This window comes from Paenibacillus artemisiicola, assembly GCF_017652985.1.
Classification (GTDB): domain Bacteria; phylum Bacillota; class Bacilli; order Paenibacillales; family Paenibacillaceae; genus Paenibacillus_Z; species Paenibacillus_Z artemisiicola.
The window spans coordinates 1-19945 of record NZ_JAGGDJ010000016.1; the positions used below are offsets into that span (position 1 = coordinate 1).

At 56.1% G+C, this 19945-nt stretch carries 20 protein-coding genes, 2 tRNA genes and 1 rRNA gene; 18 read left to right on the top strand and 5 right to left on the bottom strand.

Annotated elements, in window-relative coordinates; all coding sequences use genetic code 11:
• The first annotated feature begins 173 nt into the window (after positions 1-173).
• The 12 genes from rrf to I8J29_RS18480 all read left to right on the top strand — a co-directional run bounded on the left by rrf (position 174) and on the right by I8J29_RS18480 (position 10125).
• Positions 174-290 (top strand): 5S ribosomal RNA (gene rrf / locus I8J29_RS18425).
• A gap of 242 nt (positions 291-532) precedes the next feature.
• Positions 533-1729 carry a putative glycoside hydrolase gene (locus tag I8J29_RS18430; protein WP_208848990.1) on the top strand — a complete coding sequence of 399 codons (1197 nt, stop codon included), beginning with the start codon at positions 533-535 and terminating at the stop codon, positions 1727-1729.
• A 132-nt stretch (positions 1730-1861) separates the two neighbouring features.
• Entirely contained in the window at positions 1862-3319 is a 1458-nt protein-coding gene (guaB, locus tag I8J29_RS18435; protein ID WP_208848991.1) for an IMP dehydrogenase, read from the top strand.
• Between the two features lie 259 nt (positions 3320-3578).
• Positions 3579-4805, top strand: coding sequence for a D-alanyl-D-alanine carboxypeptidase family protein (locus I8J29_RS18440; RefSeq protein WP_208848992.1), 1227 nt, complete (start codon positions 3579-3581; stop codon positions 4803-4805).
• 148 nt (positions 4806-4953) lie between these two features.
• The gene (gene pdxS, locus I8J29_RS18445) at positions 4954-5835 is read left to right on the top strand and encodes a pyridoxal 5'-phosphate synthase lyase subunit PdxS (protein ID WP_090647449.1); all 882 of its coding nucleotides are present in this window, start codon (positions 4954-4956) and stop codon (positions 5833-5835) included.
• A gap of 24 nt (positions 5836-5859) precedes the next feature.
• Positions 5860-6444, top strand: coding sequence for a pyridoxal 5'-phosphate synthase glutaminase subunit PdxT (pdxT, locus tag I8J29_RS18450; RefSeq protein WP_208848993.1), 585 nt, complete (start codon positions 5860-5862; stop codon positions 6442-6444).
• Between the two features lie 150 nt (positions 6445-6594).
• Entirely contained in the window at positions 6595-7875 is a 1281-nt protein-coding gene (gene serS / locus I8J29_RS18455) for a serine--tRNA ligase (RefSeq protein ID WP_208848994.1), read from the top strand.
• 107 nt (positions 7876-7982) lie between these two features.
• A tRNA-Ser gene (locus tag I8J29_RS18460) sits at positions 7983-8071 on the top strand.
• Positions 8072-8199: 128 nt separating this feature from the next.
• The gene (locus I8J29_RS18465; RefSeq protein WP_090647441.1) at positions 8200-8547 is read left to right on the top strand and encodes a hypothetical protein; all 348 of its coding nucleotides are present in this window, start codon (positions 8200-8202) and stop codon (positions 8545-8547) included.
• Positions 8548-8561: 14 nt separating this feature from the next.
• Entirely contained in the window at positions 8562-8738 is a 177-nt protein-coding gene (locus I8J29_RS18470; protein WP_177222400.1) for a hypothetical protein, read from the top strand.
• A gap of 30 nt (positions 8739-8768) precedes the next feature.
• The gene (locus I8J29_RS18475; RefSeq protein ID WP_090647440.1) at positions 8769-8924 is read left to right on the top strand and encodes a small acid-soluble spore protein P; all 156 of its coding nucleotides are present in this window, start codon (positions 8769-8771) and stop codon (positions 8922-8924) included.
• 157 nt (positions 8925-9081) lie between these two features.
• A complete protein-coding gene (locus tag I8J29_RS18480; protein WP_208848995.1) occupies positions 9082-10125 on the top strand; it encodes a hypothetical protein in 1044 nt (347 codons plus the stop codon).
• Between the two features lie 114 nt (positions 10126-10239).
• On the opposite strand, the gene I8J29_RS18485 is transcribed toward I8J29_RS18480, so the two are convergent.
• Both I8J29_RS18485 and I8J29_RS18490 read right to left on the bottom strand, forming a co-directional pair.
• Positions 10240-10890, bottom strand: a complete 651-nt coding sequence (locus I8J29_RS18485) for an FMN-dependent NADH-azoreductase (protein ID WP_208848996.1) — start codon at positions 10888-10890, stop codon at positions 10240-10242.
• A gap of 417 nt (positions 10891-11307) precedes the next feature.
• On the bottom strand, positions 11308-11943 hold the full coding sequence (locus I8J29_RS18490; protein WP_208848997.1) for a TetR/AcrR family transcriptional regulator: 636 nt from the start codon (positions 11941-11943) through the stop codon (positions 11308-11310).
• Positions 11944-12098: 155 nt separating this feature from the next.
• Between I8J29_RS18490 and I8J29_RS18495 the strand changes: the two genes are divergently transcribed.
• The gene (locus tag I8J29_RS18495; protein WP_208848998.1) at positions 12099-13139 is read left to right on the top strand and encodes an aldo/keto reductase; all 1041 of its coding nucleotides are present in this window, start codon (positions 12099-12101) and stop codon (positions 13137-13139) included.
• The gene (locus tag I8J29_RS18500) at positions 13079-13966 is read left to right on the top strand and encodes a CBO0543 family protein (RefSeq protein WP_208848999.1); all 888 of its coding nucleotides are present in this window, start codon (positions 13079-13081) and stop codon (positions 13964-13966) included. The genes I8J29_RS18495 and I8J29_RS18500 overlap by 61 nt, the downstream gene beginning before the upstream one ends.
• A 218-nt stretch (positions 13967-14184) precedes the next feature.
• Here the strand turns inward: I8J29_RS18500 and I8J29_RS18505 are convergent, their stop codons facing one another.
• Positions 14185-14517, bottom strand: coding sequence for a hypothetical protein (locus I8J29_RS18505; RefSeq protein WP_208849000.1), 333 nt, complete (start codon positions 14515-14517; stop codon positions 14185-14187).
• Between the two features lie 249 nt (positions 14518-14766).
• Between I8J29_RS18505 and I8J29_RS18510 the strand changes: the two genes are divergently transcribed.
• A complete protein-coding gene (locus I8J29_RS18510) occupies positions 14767-15201 on the top strand; it encodes a hypothetical protein (RefSeq protein WP_240546305.1) in 435 nt (144 codons plus the stop codon).
• 314 nt (positions 15202-15515) lie between these two features.
• Here the strand turns inward: I8J29_RS18510 and I8J29_RS18515 are convergent.
• A tRNA-Arg gene (locus tag I8J29_RS18515) sits at positions 15516-15592 on the bottom strand.
• A gap of 306 nt (positions 15593-15898) precedes the next feature.
• Here I8J29_RS18515 and I8J29_RS18520 point away from each other — a divergent pair.
• Positions 15899-16114 (top strand): aspartyl-phosphate phosphatase Spo0E family protein, encoded by a 216-nt coding sequence (locus I8J29_RS18520; RefSeq protein ID WP_208849002.1) that lies wholly within the window; start codon positions 15899-15901, stop codon positions 16112-16114.
• Here I8J29_RS18520 and tadA read toward each other — a convergent pair.
• On the bottom strand, positions 16077-16556 hold the full coding sequence (tadA, locus tag I8J29_RS18525) for a tRNA adenosine(34) deaminase TadA (protein ID WP_338113218.1): 480 nt from the start codon (positions 16554-16556) through the stop codon (positions 16077-16079). The genes I8J29_RS18520 and tadA overlap by 38 nt on opposite strands.
• 365 nt (positions 16557-16921) lie before the next feature.
• On the opposite strand from tadA, the gene I8J29_RS18530 reads away from it, so the two are divergent.
• Both I8J29_RS18530 and I8J29_RS18535 read left to right on the top strand, forming a co-directional pair.
• Complete coding sequence (locus tag I8J29_RS18530; protein ID WP_208849003.1) at positions 16922-19180, top strand: PAS domain S-box protein; 2259 nt, start codon at positions 16922-16924, stop codon at positions 19178-19180.
• A gap of 52 nt (positions 19181-19232) precedes the next feature.
• A complete protein-coding gene (locus tag I8J29_RS18535; RefSeq protein WP_208849004.1) occupies positions 19233-19937 on the top strand; it encodes an NAD(P)H-binding protein in 705 nt (234 codons plus the stop codon).
• Positions 19938-19945 lie beyond the last annotated feature (8 nt).

The following is a 19945-nucleotide window of genomic DNA, read 5'->3' on the forward strand; positions in this document are numbered from 1 at the left end:
ATAGGTTCGAGGTGGAAGCGCAGCAATGCGTGGAGCTGACGAATACTAATCGGTCGAGGGCTTATCCAAGGTACATCGTTCAGCTAAGCAAGACCTTCGCAAAGGTTCGTATCCAGTTTTCAGGGTGGCAAGCTCTGAGCAAGACCCGCGTTTCCGTGAGCGGAAGACGCCCGTTTGGTGGCGATGGCGGAGGGGAACCACGCGTACCCATCCCGAACACGACCGTTAAGCCCTCCAGCGCCGATGGTACTTGGACCGCAGGGTCCTGGGAGAGTAGGACGTTGCCAAGCACGATGAACCGACTGCATAAAGCAGTCGGTTTTTTGTTGTTTATTTATCTGTATTTTTCATCCAATGCTGGAGATAACTCCTTCACAACTCTAACCAATCGAGAGAACATACTACACGTAACGTTAACCGATGGGAGTTGAATAAGGGGATGGTCAGACGAATTGGGGTCGTAGTGGCATGCATGGTCGCCATCTTGGGGATAACGGGCTGTACGGACCAATCTCATATGCAGGACGCCACTTTGCCGACGTTGCCTGCGCTGCCGGATCAGACGACGACGAAGCCGCTGCGTCTACAGTCCGCGCAGCGTCCTGCCGCTTTGACGAAGTTTTACCTGAAAGTCGGATCCGCGCGCTCTTCCGCGTCTCACCGCAATCAGACGACCGTTGCCACTATTGAGCAAGCATCCCGCGACAACGTGACTCGCTCCCTTGCCGCACGAAACCAACCGGTAAAAGGCATTTACGTTTCGGGTTGGGTGGCCGGCAGCAAGCATCGCCTGGACCGGCTGGTCCAGTTGGTTGACGACACCGATCTGAATGCCATGGTCATCGACGTGAAGAATGATTACGGCCTTATGACTTATCATTCGTCGCTGCCGGCCGTTAAGGCGATCGGCGCCGACCGGCATGTTGCGATCGGGGACATTAAAGGCCTGCTTCAGCGGTTGAAGGCGAGGAACATTTATGTGATTGGCCGAATCGTCACTTTCAAAGACCCGCTGTACGCACAAGTCTACCCGTCGATGGCACTGCAAAAGCGAGGCGGAGGCGTTTGGCGCGACGCGCAGGGCAACGCCTGGCTCGATCCCTTCCAGCCCGATGTGCGCGCTTATAATCGGGCGATCGCGGAAGAAGCGGCATCGGTCGGGTTCGACGAGGTGCAATTCGACTATGTGCGGTTCCCCGACAACTGGGGCAAGGTCGACCGCGAAGTCCGCTACCATAACGCGAACGGCCAATCCAAGTCGGACGTAATCTCGGCCTTCCTTCGCGACGCGCGCCAACATGTACATACGCATGGCGCCCGCGTATCCGCGGACGTGTTCGGACTCGTCACGTCTTCTCCGGGCGACATGGGTATCGGCCAATCGTGGCGTGCCGTATCCGGCGCTGTGGACGCGATCTCTCCCATGACCTATCCTTCACATTACTCCACGGGTATGTACGGCATCAAGCAGCCGGACCTGAACCCGTATGCGGTCATCCACCATGCGATGGCGGACGCCAAGCGCCGAAACGCGCTCATGCGCAGCGGCGGACAAGGAACGACGGCGACGATTCGGCCTTGGCTGCAGAGCTTCACCGCCAGATGGGTACATCCTCACCAAACGTACGGGGCGGAACAGTTGAACAAGCAGGTGCAGGCGGCGCGGGATTTAGGCATCCGGGACTTCCTCTTGTGGAGCTCCAATTGCCGCTACGATTACCGCCCGTAAACGGCCGCAGGCCTTTGCCTGCGGCAATCTTGACAGCCTATACCCCCTCTGCTACTATTTCAATAATATGCGCGAACCCGTTCAACTTTTAGTCCGAACTCGGCACGCAAACGTTTGAGGAGGAACATTTCTGTGTGGGAAACTAAATTCGCCAAAGAAGGCTTAACCTTCGATGACGTACTGCTCGTTCCGCGGAAGTCGGATATTTTGCCAAGGGAAGTCGATGTGTCCGTCTCGCTTAGTTCTACCGTCAAGCTGAACATTCCGCTGATCAGCGCCGGCATGGACACGGTCACGGAAGCGAAACTGGCCATTGCGATGGCTCGCGAAGGCGGCATCGGCATTATTCATAAAAATATGTCCATTGCGCAGCAAGCGGAGGAAGTGGATCGGGTTAAACGTTCGGAAAGCGGCGTGATTACGAACCCGTTCTCGCTGACGGCCGATCATCATGTGTACGACGCCGAAGAGTTGATGGGGAAGTATCGGATTTCCGGCGTGCCCGTCGTCGACGCCAACAAGAAGCTCGTCGGCATCATCACGAACCGCGACCTCCGGTTCATCCATGATTATTCCATGAAGATCAGCGAAGTCATGACGAAGGATAACCTCGTGACGGCGCCGGTCGGCACGACGCTGCAGGAAGCCGAAGTCGTCCTGCAGAAGCACAAGATCGAGAAGCTGCCTTTGGTCGACGAGTCGAACACGCTGAAGGGGCTTATTACCATTAAAGATATCGAAAAAGCCATTCAGTTCCCGCATGCGGCGAAGGATCCGCAAGGACGGCTGCTGTGCGGCGCCGCCGTCGGCATCGCGAAGGATACGCCGGAACGCGCGGAAGCGCTCGTAGCCGCCGGCGTCGACGTGCTCGTCATCGACACGGCGCACGGCCACCAGAAGAACGTTATCGAGATGGTGCGCCTGCTCCGCGGCAAGTATCCGGAGCTGACGCTCGTGGCCGGCAACGTCGCCACCGGCGAAGGCACGCGCGAGCTGATCGAAGCCGGCGCTTCCGTCATCAAGGTCGGCATGGGCCCGGGCTCGATCTGCACGACCCGGATCATCGCGGGCATCGGCGTGCCGCAAATCACGGCGATCTATGATTGCGCATCGGTCGCGCGCGAATATAACATTCCGATCATCGCGGACGGCGGCATCAAGTACTCCGGCGACGTAACGAAGGCGATCGCTTCCGGCGCCAGCGCCATTATGATCGGCAGCCTGTTTGCCGGCACGGAAGAAAGCCCGGGCGAATCGGAAATTTATCAGGGCCGCCGCTTCAAGGTTTACCGCGGCATGGGCTCGCTCGGCGCCATGAAGGAAGGGAGCAAGGACCGGTATTTCCAAGAGAACGAGAACAAGCTCGTTCCCGAAGGCATCGAAGGCCGCGTTGCGTATAAAGGGCCTTTGGCGGATACGGTTCACCAGCTGATCGGCGGGCTTCGCTCCGGTATGGGCTATTGCGGCGCCGCGAACATCGAAGCGCTGAAGAACGACACGCAGTTCGTCCGCATCACGAACGCAGGCTTGCGCGAGAGCCATCCGCACGACGTGCAAATCACGAAAGAAGCGCCGAATTATTCGCTGTAAAGCGCGAAAGTCGAGCCAATTCGTTCCTTAATCGCGGGTGAAGGAACTTTTGCCCGTCCGCATTCGTTTATTTGAAGGGTAGACAGACAGGAAGATGGCGGGACACGCCGTTTTCCTGTCTTTCTTTTTACGTATACCTACTAGCTTTGTGATACAATACTAGAGTGAATTTGTGAAAAGAAGAGGAGAGAAGACGTTGAAACGGAAGAAGGGACGGGTGCCATTCGTACCCACCATTTGCGCGACTGCCATTGCTTTCATGCTTACGACGACTATCGGTTCCCATGCCGCTCACGCAGACGAATATATCGTGACGCCGAACCCGCTTGGACTCGAGGTTCGCTCCGCGGTTCTCATAGATGCCGACACCGGACAGGTGCTCTACTCGGTCGATGCGGACACGCCGCATCCGCCGGCGAGCATGACGAAATTGATGACGGAGTACCTCGTGCTCGAGGAGATTTCCGCCGGTCGGTTGAAGATGACGGATATGGTCACGGCTACGAAAGAAGCGGCTTCCATTCCGCCCGACGGCTCGCAGATTTATTTGGCCGAGGGCGACCAGCATACGGTGAAAGACTTGTACATGGCGATGGCGGTGCAGTCCGCCAACGACGCGACGATCGCGCTGGCCGACCGGATCGGGGGCACGGAGCAAGGCTTCGTGCAGAAAATGAACGAAACGGCCAAGTCGCTCGGCCTGAAGACGGCGCATTTCACGAGCGCGACGGGCTTGGCGGACGACACGGTCATCTCCGCGGGAGACCTGGCCAGGTTCGCCAGCATTCTGATCAAGAAGCATCCGGAATTCCTCGAATTCTCCAGCACGCCGAGCTATAAGTTCCGCGAACGCGACAAAACGCCGATGATCAACCTGAACTGGATGCTGGAAACGAACAAGGACATTCCGAACTTCAAACAATACGCCTATCCCGGCGTGGACGGCATGAAAACCGGCTATATCGGCGCCGCCGGCTACTGCTTCACGGGTACGGCGAAACGCGGCGATCTGCGCCTGATCACGGTCGTCATGGACACGAAATCGAAATCCGCGCGTTTCATCCAAACCGCCAAGCTGTTCGATTACGGCTTCGACAATTTCGAGAAAAAGACGGTCGTCGCGCCGAAATCGGTAGTAGAAACGAACAAGACGGTCAAAATAAAGAAAGGCGTTTCCAAAGAAGTGCCGATCGTCACCGCGAACGACATCTCGTTCCTGGTCAAGAAGAACACGACGCCTAACGTCTCCGTCAGCAGCGTGAAGCTGAAGTCCGACGGAGAGCTGGTCGCGCCGATCAAGAGCGGCACGGTCGTCGGAACGGCCACGTACGCGTACAAAGATCCCGACACGGGCAAGGCGATCGAGAAAACCGTGAACCTCGTGACGTCCGAGGACGTCAAAAAAGCCAGCTGGTGGCGCTTGATGTTCCGCAGCCTGGGCGGTTTTATCTCCGATATCTTCAAGGGCATCATCAATCTGTTCTAATCTGACGCGGCCGGCATTCGGCATAGGCAACCGAACGGGTATGAATTCATGGTTGTCGATTGTTCCCGCATGCTGTAAAATCAATGGTTAGAGCTAATCCGTCCGGATGAACGGAAACAGAGCAGAAAACTTTTAGGAGGTTTCACGAATGGAAACAGGAACTTCGCGCGTAAAACGCGGTATGGCTGAAATGCAAAAGGGCGGCGTCATCATGGACGTCATGAACGCCGAGCAAGCGAAAATCGCGGAAGCGGCAGGCGCAACGGCCGTTATGGCTCTCGAGCGCGTGCCTTCCGATATTCGCGCGGCCGGCGGCGTTGCCCGCATGGCGGACCCTACGATTCTCGAGGAAGTCATGAAGGTCGTGTCGATTCCGGTCATGGCGAAAGCGCGGATCGGCCACTACGTGGAAGCGCGCGTGCTGGAAGCCCTGGGCGCGGACTACATCGACGAGAGCGAAGTGCTCACGCCCGCGGACGAGGTCTTCCATATCGACAAGCACGAGTTCACGGTTCCGTTCGTGTGCGGCGCGAAGGACCTGGGCGAAGCGCTCCGCCGCATTCAAGAAGGCGCTGCGATGCTCCGGACGAAAGGCGAGCCGGGAACGGGCAACATCGTTGAAGCCGTTCGCCACATGCGCCTGATCACGGGCCAAATCCGCAAGGTGCAAAACCTGTCCAAGGACGAGCTGTACCATGAAGCGAAAAACCTTGGCGTACCGTATGATCTGCTGCTGGCCGTACACGAATCGGGCAAGCTGCCGGTCGTCAACTTCGCGGCCGGCGGCGTAGCGACGCCATCCGACGCGGCGCTGATGATGCATCTGGGCGCGGACGGCGTGTTCGTCGGCTCGGGGATCTTCAAATCCGACAGCCCGGAGAAATTCGCCCGCGCGATCGTCGAAGCGACGACGCATTACACGGATTACAAGCTGATCGCGGAAGTGTCCAAAAACCTTGGCGCGCCGATGAAAGGCATCGAAATTTCGAAGCTGCAGGCTTCCGAGCGCATGCAGGACCGCGGGTTTTAAGAGCGGAAAGAAGGCGGGTAACTCATGAAGATTGGCGTATTGGCGCTGCAAGGCGCCGTTGCGGAGCATATACGGAGCATCGAAGCGGCCGGCGGCGAAGGCGTTGGCGTGAAGCGCCCGGAAGAGCTTCAAGACTTGGACGGCCTCATCATTCCCGGCGGCGAAAGCACCACGATCGGCAAGCTGATGCGCAAGTACGGCTTTATCGACGCGGTTCGCGCGTTCTCGGAGCAGGGCAAGCCGATTTTCGGCACCTGCGCCGGCTTGATCGTGCTGGCCGACCGGATCGACGGACAAGAAGACGCCCATTTGGAGCTGATGGACATGACCGTCGCCCGCAATGCGTTCGGTCGTCAACGCGAAAGCTTCGAGACGGACCTGGACGTGAAAGGCATCGACCAACCGGTGCGCGCGGTGTTCATCCGCGCCCCGCTGATCAAAGAAGTGGGGCCGAGCGTCGATGTCCTGTCGACGTACAAAGACGAGATCGTCACCGCGCGGCAGGGTCACTTGCTGGCGTCGTCGTACCATCCGGAGCTGACGGACGATTACCGGCTGCACGCCTACTTCCTGGACATGGTGAAGGAAGCGGCAGCGGCAAAGTCATAAACACAGAAGACTGCGGACGCGCAGTCTTTTTGCCGTCAAGGCGGTTTTCGGTGAAAGGAACGCAATTTCACCCGGATGCCGGTTTGGCGAGCGAGCCAACTGGGCAACAACTGTAATAGACCATTCGAAGCTGAGAGGGGATTATTAATCGTGCTCGACGTAAAATTGCTACGGAACGATTTTGCCAAAGTGGAGCAGGCGCTTGCGAACCGCGGCAAGCCGCTTGACCTGATCGCGGACTTCCCGGCGCTGGACGGCAAATGGCGCGACATGCTGCAGGAGACGGAGCAGCTGAAAAACCGCCGCAACGTCGTGTCCCAGGAAGTGGCGAAGCTGAAAAAGAGCGGCGGCGACGCGGAAGCGCTGATCGTCGAAATGCGCGAGGTCGGCGACCGCATTAAGGCGCTCGACGAGGAGATCCGCGCGGTAGAGGCGGCTACCGCCGAATTGATGCTGTCGATTCCGAACGTGCCGCACGACAGCGTGCCGGTCGGCAAGTCCGAAGCGGACAACGTGGAAATCCGCCGCCATGGCGACGTTCGGGAATTCGCGTTCGAGCCGAAGGCGCATTACGAGCTCGCGCAAGAACTGAACATCCTCGACTTCGAACGCGCGGCGAAGGTGACGGGTTCGCGCTTCGTGTTCTACCGCGGCCTCGGCGCCCGGCTGGAACGCGCGCTCATTAACTTCATGATGGACCTACATAGCGACCAGCACGGCTACGAGGAAGTACTGCCGCCGTATATCGTCAATCGCGACAGCCTTGTCGGCACGGGCCAGCTGCCGAAATTCGAAGAAGACCTGTTCAAGATCGCCGACACGGAGTATTACCTGATTCCGACGGCCGAAGTACCGGTCACGAATATTCACCGCGATGAAATTCTGTCCGCGGAAGACCTGCCGCAAAACTTCGTCGCGTACAGCGGCTGCTTCCGCTCCGAGGCGGGTTCCGCGGGCCGGGATACGCGCGGCTTGATTCGCCAGCACCAGTTCAACAAGATCGAGCTCGTCAAGCTGGTGAAGCCGGAGGAGTCCTACGCCGAGCTCGAGAAGCTGACGGCGAACGCCGAGAAGGTGCTGCAGCTGCTGGGCCTCCCTTATCGCGTGCTGACGCTCTGCACGGGCGACATGGGCTTCTCGTCGGCGAAGACGTACGACATCGAAGTATGGATTCCAAGCGGCGGCACGTACCGCGAGATCTCGTCCTGCTCGAACTTCGAGGACTTCCAGGCGCGCCGGGCGAATATTAAGTTCCGTCCGGAAGCCAAGGCCAAGCCGGAATTCGTGCATACCCTGAACGGTTCGGGTCTCGCCGTCGGCCGTACGGTTGCCGCGATTCTCGAAAACTTCCAGCAGGCCGACGGCACGATCGCCGTTCCGGAAGTGCTGCGTCCGTACATGGGCGGTCTTGAGGTTATCGGTCCTCGTTAACCGAATGCCGGGACGCCGTGCCGGCGGCGATTTCAAGTTGCAACGCGGAATTGGCCTATGGTACAATACGTCCTGTGACCTTTTTTCAATCGGTCTTGCGATGGAATGGAGAGATACCGAAGCGGTCATAACGGGGCGGTCTTGAAAACCGTTAGGGTGCAAGCCCACGTGGGTTCGAATCCCACTCTCTCCGCCACCTATACGATACGGACAGCGTCCGGCGAAGCTTTTCGCCCGGGCGCTTTTTGCATTTTGTTGCTGACCGCGCGGCCGCATAAAATCGCCGCGGGAGCCGCATATTATCCGCATGGAGGTGGGAAGTCAATGAGCAAACGCGACGAATTGTCCATCAACCAGCAAGAACTGACCGAAGCATGGCAGCGTACGTTGCCGGACGTCATTCAACAATCCGACCGCGCAGAAGTGCAGGCGGACGAGGCCGATCCGAGGTCGGTGCGGATTACGATTCATTCGGCAGGGCATCAGATGTACAGCTTTGATTTTAAGGTGACGTACGTGGACAGCCGCGAGATTCGGACGACGCTCGTCGACGTCGAGAAGGACGGCAAGTCGGTGGACGAGCGTACCGATAGCATACAGCAGCTGGTGGAAGACTATACGCGCCACATTCATGAATGCGCCCAGGCGCTGCATGAACTGACGCATGCCTAAGGAGCGATCGAAGCATGACGAAAGTGAAAGGCACCGCGGATAAAAACCTGAGCAACGTCGTGGAGGACCTCGATCGGAATCCGGTCAACAGCCATCAGGCGCAGCAGCTGCAGCAGGATACCAATGACCGCCGCCATAAAGATCAGCTCAACCATGACGAGCCGACCGACCTGTTCCATTCCCGCAGTTAATTCATCCGGTTCATAAAGGAGAGCAGCGCTATGGGCAAGCCGAAAAGCGTTCCCGTTCAAAATCCGTACGAAGGCGACGGACAGCCGGCACGCTCCCGTAATTCCTCGCAGCCGCAGCAGCCGTTGTCGGGATCCAAGAAGACGAAACAGGCGAACCACGTTCGCCACAATAACCCCGAAGGCTAATTTAACCCGGACTCGCACTTGTACCCGACTTCCAGCCCGCTGCGCCGACGATTCGGCGCAACGGGCTTTTTACCGTGATCGGCGTCTGTTCAGATTCGCACCGGATAGGGTAGAATTGAAGGGAGGCAGGGTTCGTTAGAGGAGAGGGGAAATGGCCATGAAGGCATGGAAACGCACTACGGTGGTCCTGCTGATCGCGGGCTGTGCCGCCTTGACGGGCTGCAGTTCGTCCGATTCGCCGAAAGAAGCGCTGCTGAATGCCCTTGCGAAAACTAACGACGCAAAAACGTTTACATACACCGGGTCGTTCACCATCGACGACATCCGGCTGCCCGAGACGCCGGGCACGGCGACGAACCAGGAAGCGCTGATGAAGGCGGCACTGCCGGTGCTGCTGAAAGGCGCGGTGATTCAAGTACGCGGCGTCGTCCAGAAGGAGCCGCGGCATGCGGAGCTGACGCTCGATGCCAAGCTCGGAACGGGCGACGTGAAGCTGTCGCTCACGGTCCCGATGATCGTGACGGCCGACCGGCTCTATATGAAGATGCCGGACGTTCCGGGGCTTGGCATACCCCAGGAGGCTGCGGGTAAATTCGTCGTGATCGACGCGAAAACCGAGGAACAGGGCGGCGCGAACGCCTTGGCGGACGGCTCGATCGTTCGGCTGAGCGAAGACACGCTGAAGGCGCTATTCGACAGCCTCGACGAGAAGACGTACTTCAGCGGGCCGAAGGCCGCCGACGTGAAGGACGTGCCGGAGGGCTACAAGGCGGATCGGTTCGTGCGAGTGACGGTCGGCGAATCGCAGGCGGATGAAGCGATGACGGCGATCGCGGGCAAGGCGATCCCGCAGATTATCGACCTGATCTTGAAGAACGAAGCGTACATGAAGGCGCTGAGCGTCACCGAAGCGCAGTTGGAAGCAGCCAAAAAAGAATTGACGGCCGACAAGCTGAAGCAGGGGACGACGATCAAAGCGCTGGACGTGACGGGCGGCATTCAGGACGATTATTTGACGTTCGAATCGGGCCATGTCCTGGTGGATTCCACGGACGCCGCGAAGGGCATGAAGCTGGACGCGCATTTCGAGCTGACCCGCGACAATCTGAACGAAACGGTCAAATTCGACTATGAGGAGCCCAAGGATGCCGTGCCGCTCGATAGTCTGCAGGATTGGCTGGCACCGGACGGGGCGCAATAATTGCCCGACAACGAATAGCTCGACAACGAATAGCTCGACAAAAAGAAGCGCTCCCCTGTCACGGAGAGCGCTTCTTTGTCATGTACGCTTGCAAGAGGCGCAAAGGGAAAGGGTTTAGGCCATGACTGCCATGCCGGCCAGACGTTTCGCCGCCTGCTCGGCTTCTTGGTTAGCCTTCGCAAGGATCTCGTCCTTGTCGATCCGGCCGGTGCCTTGAACGCGGATGATCTCGTAGTCCTCGACGCCGAGGAAATTGAACATCGATTTCAAGTAGTGGTGGGAAAATTCGTTCTGCGTGTACCAGTCGTTATTGGTGTAAATGCCCGAACTCGCCTGGATGACGACGAGGCTGCGCCCGTCCTTGAGCAGGCCGACGGAGCCATTCGAGGTGTATTTGAAGGTCTCGCGGGCGATTAGGACGTTGTCCATGTAATCCTTCAGACGGGACGGAATGTTGAAGTTGTAGAGCGGCATCACGATGACGTAGCGTCGCGCTTGCTTGAATTGCTCCAAAATCTCGCGCATACGCGCCGTGACGCGCCGCTCCTCGTCCGTTAACGGCTGGTCGCCTTCCAGCTTGCTCCACGCGCTCAGCACGGTCGCGTCGATCTGCGGGATCTCCTCGGCAAAGAGATTGATTTCCGAAATTGCGGCTTTCGGATTTTCCTGGCGATAGGTCTCGAGAAACCGGTCGCGGACCTGCAAGCTGTACGACATCGACGGATCGACGGTAGGGTGAGCGTTAATAACCAGCAATTGTTCCATAAAGGTCAGCTCCTTCGTTGTATTGTCGATAAACATAATCGACGATTAGGATTATCTTAAATATACGCGGTCTGAAGTCGTTTGTCAAAAACGAATGATTGGAAAGCTTGATCCGTTAGTTATGCTTCGTTCTCGAGGGAATCATGCGGGAGGGAGGATCGGATGCCGTCGGCGTGCCAACTCGAAGAGATGCGCGCGAAGTTAGTCGAGGCGTAAGCAGCCGAAAACAAAAAGAACCGCCCTCTACGGGCGGTTCTTTGGCGCTGCAAGCGGAGCGCTCGCCATGTAAGTCATGGACGGTTCAGGTAATCGGGTAAGTTCGAGCCATGCGGTTAGAAGGAAGGCATGCGGAGCAGCAGACGATCGGTGTCGTCGTTGCAGTCATTGCGGCTCTACTCCGTTCCGGGGCTACTCTGGTCAGATATAACTGTTTTTGAGCAGGTCGGTAATGATCCGGTCCATCCCATCTTCGGCCGGATTCAAGAAATCGCCTTTAAACAGCGTGACTTTTTTGATGGCGTAGTAATCCAGAAATTGCTGCTTAAGCGTCGTGTCGTAATAATTGAGCAGAAACGGATCCGTCAGCCGGCGAAGGACGGGATCATCCTGCAAGAAGAACACCACGGGATTGATCGCATGAAAAACGCCTTTATCGAAGCCCTCGCGGTAAAACTGCTGCAAGAGGTCGCAGCGCTTCGTTTGCGCAGCCGTCATGTGCGCGATCAGTGCGGGCTGATTTTGCTTAATATCGGAATAGAATTCATCGGTCATGATCAAAACGCTAAGCAGCGCCTGTTCGAATATGCGTTGGAAGCGTTGGCCGAAGGGAAGCTTGTCGTCCAATACGATCGGATCCACATCGACGACGCGCGAAGCATATTCGATCACAAGCTGTTCGATTAAATCGTCCCTCGACGAAAAATGCTTATAGAACGTGGCTTTGCTGATATTCAAATATTTCAGGATTTCATCGATCTTCAAATAACTGAAGCCCCGCTTGCGGATATGGGGAAGAATCAATTCAAAGTACTTCGTTTTGGCCGAGCGATCCATAGGGAGCCTCCCGCTTAAAGATGTACCGTCATTATAGCGCAATCAGACAAACGATACAAAGTAAACTTTTTTAATGATTTAGTTTACTTCGTTTAATCGGTATGCTATAGTTTAGCCACACCGGTGCAACATCTAAAATCATGGAGGTATTTCTCGTGCGATATAAAAAACTCGGCTCTACAGGTCTCTTCGTTTCGGAATTGGCTTTCGGCACCATGACGTTCGGAGGAACGGATGCGTTCCGCGTCATGGGCCAGGTGGGGCAAGCGGAGGCTGACGCCCTGCTTGCGCGGGCCTTTGAGGCCGGCATCAACTTTATTGACACGGCGGACACGTATTCCGGCGGAGAGTCGGAACGCATCACGGGTCAAGCCCTGAAGAACCTGGGGATCAAACGAGACGATGTCGTCGTCGCGACCAAAGTGTTCGGCGATATCGGCACGGGTCCCAATCATCGGGGATCCTCGCGCGGCCACATTATGGATGCGGTTAAGGGCAGCTTGCAACGACTGCAGCTTGATCATATCGATTTGTATCAGCTTCACGGCTTCGATCCCGCAACCCCGGTCGAGGAGTCGCTCAGTGCCTTGAATGATCTTGTCCGGCAGGGCTTGGTCCGTTATATCGGCGTATCGAACTGGGCCGCATGGCAAATTCAAAAAGCCATCGGACTCTCCAAGCTGCGCGACTTCGAGAAATTCGCGTCGGTTCAAGCCTATTATTCCTTGGCCGGCAGAGAGCTGGAGCGGGAAATCATCCCCATGGCGGAGAGCGAGGGCTTGGGACTAATGATTTGGAGTCCGCTGGCGGGAGGGTTCCTGAGCGGGAAATATAGCCGGGAACAATCGAGCGTCGACGGAAGCCGCCGCACGGATTTGGACTTTCCGCCCGTCAACAAGGAACAAGCTTACGACATCATCGACGTCTTGAAGAAGATGGCCGAGCAAAAGCAAGCGACGGTTGCGCAGTTGGCGTTGTCCTGGCTGCTGCACCAACCGGCGGTCACCAGCATCATTATCGGGACCAAGAGCGTCAACCAGCTCAACGACAACATCGGCGCGACCGCGATTCGCTTGACCGAAGCGGAGCTGCAGGCCTTGAACGAGGCGAGCAAGCTGTCCGCGGAGTATCCGGGTTGGATGCTGGAGAGCTGGAGTGCGGGGAGAACGCAACAACTGCAGGAAGCGCGGATATAAAACGAAGATCAAACAAGGCAGCCGATCGTTTCCGATCGGTTGCCTTGTTTTCGTTCGGCTGCGGGGCGGCCGGACGTCAAAGCGTATGCAGCGGGACCTTGGAGGTCGCCGGCGTTCTTCCGCCTTCGGGCTTGTATGGATCCGGATTTGCCGCGCCGCCCGCAAGCGCAAACCGCAGAATAAGGTTCGTTAAACAAACGGGTGGTGTTGCGAAGTGGAATAATTCTCGTGCAACAAGGAAGATTATTACTAAACGGACCTTTGAGGTGAGCGTAATTAGAACGATTCAAGACCCAGAGAAAATTAAAGAAGTTGGAGAATTTCATCAAATTAATTCGGAGAACAGCATTCATTTTTTTTGGTATTGGACGGAACAAACGTTATTTAAGTGGGACTTTTGGTTATCGTGGTGTTTTGCAATTGTCCCCTGGATGTTGTGGTTTCGCTATCGTAACAAGCAAAGTAGCGGACGTTTGCTTTTGGCTGGTTTTCTCGCGATAATCATTGCCTCGTGGATGGATTTTACCGGCGTGAATATCGGGCTTTGGTATTATACCGGACTGGCGATTCCAACCATTCCCGATTATGTTCCATGGGATTTTTGCATGATTCCGGTATTCATTATGTTTATGCTTCAAATTAAGCCCCAAATTTCCGTTTATTTAAAGGCACTCGTTTTTGCATTAGTCAGCGCGTTTATTGGGGAACCCATCTTCCTTTGGATCGGGCTTTATAAAATGCTGCACTGGAATCTGCTCTATTCGGTTCCAATCTATTTCTTGCTGTTTATCCTTTGCCACAAAGTCAGTCGAATCAGGTTCGAGTGAAAAGCGAGTTCCTCATCTTGAGCGATAGGGGCACGATAGTTCAATAAACCTTGCCGCCGCATTAAGAGGCGGCTTTTCTTTTGCTCAAAATCAGGCGCGTACCTATCTCGGCAAGCACTCCCCTGCATCGGCGTTCGCTCAGCTGCCGAGCTACCTGAACGGCCAAATGTCATGGGATGAATTAACCCAAAAGTTTACTTTTACAATCGTTGAGGTCTTTATTTGCACTTGCTTATCTTGTGCTCCAGCGTTCGTTGAACAATCCCTAAATGCAAATTTAAATCTGCCTCCGACGCCTCGTGCTCGCCTCGTCTCCCTTGAAGCAGATATCGATACCGGTATCCCCGTACAGGATGATCTTCAACCCACATTTTATTTTCCTTCATGACTTGTTTGGACTTCTCCAATTCGAAAAGGATGCACTTGCCAACGACCTTGCCGATTGCTTGGGTAAAGCCCTTGGTTTCTCCAACGAACTCTTCAGCACTGTCAAGCGCTGCAAGCAACGCGATGCGAACATTTAGAGCAATGATGGGGTCGAACCCATTCATTAAATCATCCCTCGCCCATTCATTTTACTCTTATTATATGCGAACATTTGTTCCTTATTCAATGCAAGGGAAATAAAATGCGATTTTGCACTAAGATCGGGGCTTGTGGTTATGAGGCTATGGTTCGTCCAATCAAATTCTATCTGTCATTCATAAACTAGTTTTAAGACAGAATTAATGAAAGGGAGTTCTGTCTAATCCGTGTCATGCGGCTGAGGATTCGAAGCTTGCCAAAAGGAGATGATCGTTTTGCCAGCTAGACTTATAGACTCAAAAACCTCACAAAACGCAAGCTATGCAAATTCAATCGCCATCCCCATTACCACTGTTGACACACCGACTTTAATTGCTCAACAGACATTAGACCTGTCTGAGGGGACTGAGGATTTGACTCATGTCGTGTTTTCAGGGGTTGTCGCCATTCAACTGCCGTTATTGCCAGTTGCAACGACCATCACAATCTTTATTGCAAGAGGCTTGACCTCATCGGATTTGTACGTGTTCTCCGCCGCCCAAAGTTTAGACCTGAGCCTTGTCGGCCCGCAGCTAATTTCATTTTCGGGATCGGATTTTAATGCGCCGATAAGCGCAGATCAAGCTTACTCCGTATTCATTCAAGCTTCTGCGCTCGGAACAATTCGGGTAGGGCCTGAAAGTTATATTTTTACGGCCTACTCCGACTAAACGCTTGTGAACGGAATGGCCCCGCATCTAACCTTATAGGGAAGACCGGGGCTTTTTATTAAGAGTCGCAGGCACAGCGCTTTTGTATCGAGCCAAATCATGTGTCACAGATGGAAATGGTATTTCGTTTCTTCTTTTATATAGGCATAAAAACATGCATAAAAATTCGGTTTTAGAGTAACCGTATTGATGACCAAAAAGTCGATCCACAAAAAAATGTACCCAATTTGTACCCAACATAGTATTAGTGGGGCATTGGATAATGTTGGGAAAATAAAAAACCCTTGATTATCAAGGGTTTGAGGACTGTTTTATGGCGCGCCCGATACGATTCGAACGTACGACCTGCAGTTTAGGAAACTGTCGCTCTATCCTGCTGAGCTACGGGCGCGCGGCAAGGATAATAATAGCATGAAGGGCGCGGCCGGCGCAACTTGCGGTAAGCGCGATTTTAGTCACGTGGGACGATCGCTCCGGACGCGCCCGATTAGGTCTGGCTGTGATGCGAAATTAGTTCGAAGGACGGATGAAACGAGTCGCGAGTGGCGGGGGTCTGTTGAACACTGTCGAGAGATTAACGAGGATTATCCAATATTTATCGACAAGATTTTACAAAAATAACAACCATAAGCGTATATAATAAAGATGTTACTAAGTGTAACCGAAGCTGATGCGATAGGAGCGTTCCCAGGGCGTCATGAACGACAAAACGAAAATACTCCACGAATTGCAGGTGCTTCGCACAAAGCTGTTCGAAATGGCCGAAGCACGCGGTAGCTTAACGGACCCTGAGGTACTTGCCATTAGTGAGGAAGCCGATCAACTCATTGTAATCCTGCAGCAGATGCAGAAGGATGAACTGCTGCGCGGCTCAACTAAGAACGCCCTCGCAAACGACGGAAAAACCGGGTAAGCAAATCCGCGCATTCCTGCCGCAGCAGCCCGCCGACGAGCTCGGTCTCGTGATTGAAGCGGGGCTCCTGCAGCAAGTTCATTAATGTACCGGCACAACCTGCCTTCGGGTCGATTGTGCCGTACACCACTTTTCGGATCCGGCTTTGGACAAGCGCTCCCGCGCACATCGGGCACGGCTCCAGCGTGACGTACAGCGTGCAGTCCAGCAGCCGCCAGGCGCCCAGGTGCCGGCTCGCCTCGCGAATCGCGATCATTTCCGCGTGCGCGGTCGGATCCAGATTCGTCTCCCGCAAATTATAGCCTCTACCGATAATTTCTCCGTTCTTGACGATCACCGCGCCGATCGGTACCTCGCCGATGGCTTCCGCCCGCTCGGCCTCCTCGATGGCAGCTCGCATCCATTGATAGTCGTCTTCCCTAAAGTAGTCGGTTTCGTTCACGTGACGTCCTCCGCTCGAACTGTAGTAGTGTGGTATGCCCAGCCGACCATGTTCGACTGTCGATAAAGCTCGAATTATGCTACGAACAAATATTCGTTGTTAACAGCATGTGTATAATAATGTGGATAAACTCGGATGACGCACAGAATTGCCAACATATCCCCTAGTCACTCTGTTAATAACCACGGGATATGTGGATAACTGCTGTGGATGAACCGAATTCTTTACGCGACTCCCGCCGAAGGACGGAGCCGGCCAGTTGGGCGGTGCCGTTGAAAATGGCGCATGGAGTTGCTTTCATTTTTTTACAATTATGATATGATCCAAGTAGGATATCCACAAGCTTGAAAAGGGTGTGTCGCATCTTGTCGGTCAAGATTAAACTCTCTCTGATGATATCGCTGATCGTATTCGTCCTGCTCTTGCTCAATCTCATTTTGAACGAATATTCCACGAGGGTCAATCTGCGATCGGACGTCGAACGCAACATGGTGGCGATCAGCCGCCAGGTCGCCGCGGACGTCACGCAAAACACGAGCGAAAACGAGTTTGTGCAATCCGTCTTGATCGACAAGCTGAGCATGGCGTCGTATTCCGCGTCGCAGCAACTGCCGGCTGCCTTGGAAGAGGTCACGAGAGCGCAGCTCGAGCTGGTCGCCTCCCGCGTCGGGCTATCCCGGTTATCGGTCATGCAGAAGCGCGGCGACGAGTACGTCATCGTGCGTTCCACCGACAGCCGGGAGGAAGGCACCATCAGCCTGTCCTGGCGGCAGCGGACGCTGGTTCGCGAAGACCGGAGCGATAAGCACTACCGGTTCTGGGCCGCGCAGGACTCCCCTAACTTCTCCGGAAGCGCCGCGATGCTCGGACAGGAAACGTTCTATACCGACGACGGGCACGATTACGTGATCCGCTGCTACTTGGATAGCGAGAGGCTGAACGATTATCAGAAAATGGCCCATACGACCTCGTTTCTCGAAGATATGAAGGCCGGCAACCCCACGATCCTGGAGATTACGGGCTTTAACCCGAGCCTGTTCCAGCAAGGCGCCGAGATCCGCATCCCATCCATTATCCGCAGTAAGGAGCTCGCGGAGCGGCCCGTTCCGTTCGGTACGTACGAATACCGCAGCCTCGAACAGGACGCGGCCGACGTGCAGGCGGCGCTGAAGGGCAAGCACGTCTTCCGCTATACCGCGATCCATCACCGGGCGATCATCAAGAGCTTCATCCTCATCCAACAGCCGAAGCCGTACGTCATCGGGCTAGTGCTGGACAAAAAACCGCTCATGCGGCTGATGGACGAACAGCGCTCCAATCAGCTTTGCATCTCCGCCGTCCTGTTATGCATCGTCGTCGTCTGCAGCTACGGGCTGTCGAACATGCTGCTGCGGCCGGTTCGCACGATTTTATGGAAGGTGAACGAAGTGTCGGTCGGGCGGTTCGACAGCTCGATCGAAGTGAAGCGCAAGGACGAGCTGGGCCAGCTGGCGCAGCGCGTGAACGCGATGTCGAAGAATCTCGGCATCTATATGACGAAGCTTCGGGCAGCCTTCGAAGAAAACCGGTCCATGAAGGAATACTTGGAATCCTTCATTAATCATACGACCGACGCCATCCACGTCGTCGATTTGGACGGCCGGATCACGCAGGTGAACCGGGCGTTCGAGGAGATGTTCGGGTATACGACGGAAGAGGCGGTCGGGCAGGCGCTGCCGCTCGTGCCGGAGGCGCTCAAGGACGAGGAGCAGCAGACGGTCGAGCAGTTGAAATCCGGCAAGCCGCTGCCCGCCCGGGAGACGACGCGCGTCACGAAGCGGGGCGAGCGGATCGCGGTGAGCGTGACGACGTCGCCGATTCACGATCGCCACGGCAATCTGCGCGCGATCGCGAGCATCACCCGCGACATGACGAGCCGCAACGAAATGGACGAGCTGCTGCGGCGCTCCGAGAAGCTGACGACCGTCGGGCAGCTGGCCGCCGGGGTCGCGCACGAGATCCGCAATCCGCTGACCACCCTGCGCGGGTTCCTGCAGCTGCAGCAGGAGACGCGCAAGCTGAACGAGCGCCACGTCGATCTCATGCTGTCCGAGCTCGACCGGATCAATCTGATCGTCGGCGAGTTTCTCATCTTGGCCAAGCCGCAAGCCACAAGGTTCGAGGTGAAGGACGTCCGCTTCACGCTGGGCGACGTCATCTCGCTGCTGGACAGCCAGGCGCATCTGTGCAACGTTATTTTCGTCACGGACTTCGGACAGGACGACTGCCGCATCTCTTGCGAGGAGAACCAGCTGAAGCAGGTCTTCATCAACGTCCTGAAGAACGCGATCGAGGCGATGCCGCAGGGCGGGGAAATCGCGGTCAACGTCCGGCACGAGGATACGTTCGTCCGCATCTCCATCACGGACCAGGGCATCGGCATTCCGGAGGAGAAGATCGCGAAGCTGGGCGATCCGTTCTATACGGACAAGGACGCGGGGACGGGCCTCGGAATCATGGTCAGCCAACGTATTATTCAGAGCCATCAGGGCCATTTTGAAATTAAGAGCAAAGTGAACGTCGGGACGACGGTCTTGATTTCGCTGCCCCTGTATAAGGACGAGCCAAAGAATCCCATTTCTTGACAAGAAGGAGTTCGCGCTTTCATGTACAATACATACAGGAGAGGTGAACGACATGCCGCGAACGGAAGGCTACCGGGCGCTGCTCGCGGGGGCGACAGGGCTTGTCGGCTTCCGGCTCCTCCGGCAGCTGCTGGAGGATCGGCGCTGCGGCGCGCTGACGGTGCTGACGCGGCGGCCGCTTCCTCCGATGCCGCAGGCCGGCGGGCTCCGGGACAAATTGACCGTCCTTACCGCGGACTTCGACCATCTGGAACAAGCGCTCGCGGACGTCGAGGCGGACGTCGTATTCTGCGCGCTCGGCACGACGATCCGCAAGGCCGGTTCGCAGGAGGCGTACCGCCAAGTCGATCAGATGTATCCGCTGGCGCTCGGGGAGTGGGCCAGGTCGCGCGGAGCCGGGAAGTTCATCGTGATATCCGCCATGGGGGCGAACGCGTCGTCCGGCATCTTTTATAATCGGGTCAAAGGCGAGACGGAAGAGGCGCTTCGCGCCGTCGGTCTGCCGGAGCTGCATATCGTCCGGCCATCGCTGCTGCTCGGGCAGCGGGACGAATTCCGGCTCGGCGAGAAGGCCGCGATGCTGCTCGGTCCGCTGCTGAAGCCGCTCATGCGCGGGGGACTGCGCCGATACCGGCCGGTCCGCGCGGAAGCGGTGGCGGCCTTCATGCGCCAAACGGCCGCCGCCGCGCCGATCGTCGGAAGCGGGCCGGCCGTCAAAATCTACGAGAACGACGCAATAACGGAACGTAGCAAGTAGCCGGTATT

Coding starts and splice junctions, on each gene's coding strand:
- I8J29_RS18440 (WP_208848992.1), top strand. CDS start 3,579: ATGCTTACGACGACTATCGGTTCCCATGCCGCTCACGCAGACGAATAT.
- pdxS (WP_090647449.1), top strand. CDS start 4,954: ATGGAAACAGGAACTTCGCGCGTAAAACGCGGTATGGCTGAAATGCAA.
- pdxT (WP_208848993.1), top strand. CDS start 5,860: ATGAAGATTGGCGTATTGGCGCTGCAAGGCGCCGTTGCGGAGCATATA.
- I8J29_RS18465 (WP_090647441.1), top strand. CDS start 8,200: ATGAGCAAACGCGACGAATTGTCCATCAACCAGCAAGAACTGACCGAA.
- I8J29_RS18470 (WP_177222400.1), top strand. CDS start 8,562: ATGACGAAAGTGAAAGGCACCGCGGATAAAAACCTGAGCAACGTCGTG.
- I8J29_RS18475 (WP_090647440.1), top strand. CDS start 8,769: ATGGGCAAGCCGAAAAGCGTTCCCGTTCAAAATCCGTACGAAGGCGAC.
- I8J29_RS18480 (WP_208848995.1), top strand. CDS start 9,082: ATGAAGGCATGGAAACGCACTACGGTGGTCCTGCTGATCGCGGGCTGT.
- I8J29_RS18485 (WP_208848996.1), bottom strand. CDS start 10,890: ATGGAACAATTGCTGGTTATTAACGCTCACCCTACCGTCGATCCGTCG.
- I8J29_RS18490 (WP_208848997.1), bottom strand. CDS start 11,943: ATGGATCGCTCGGCCAAAACGAAGTACTTTGAATTGATTCTTCCCCAT.
- I8J29_RS18505 (WP_208849000.1), bottom strand. CDS start 14,517: ATGAATGGGTTCGACCCCATCATTGCTCTAAATGTTCGCATCGCGTTG.
- I8J29_RS18520 (WP_208849002.1), top strand. CDS start 15,899: ATGAACGACAAAACGAAAATACTCCACGAATTGCAGGTGCTTCGCACA.
- I8J29_RS18535 (WP_208849004.1), top strand. CDS start 19,233: ATGCCGCGAACGGAAGGCTACCGGGCGCTGCTCGCGGGGGCGACAGGG.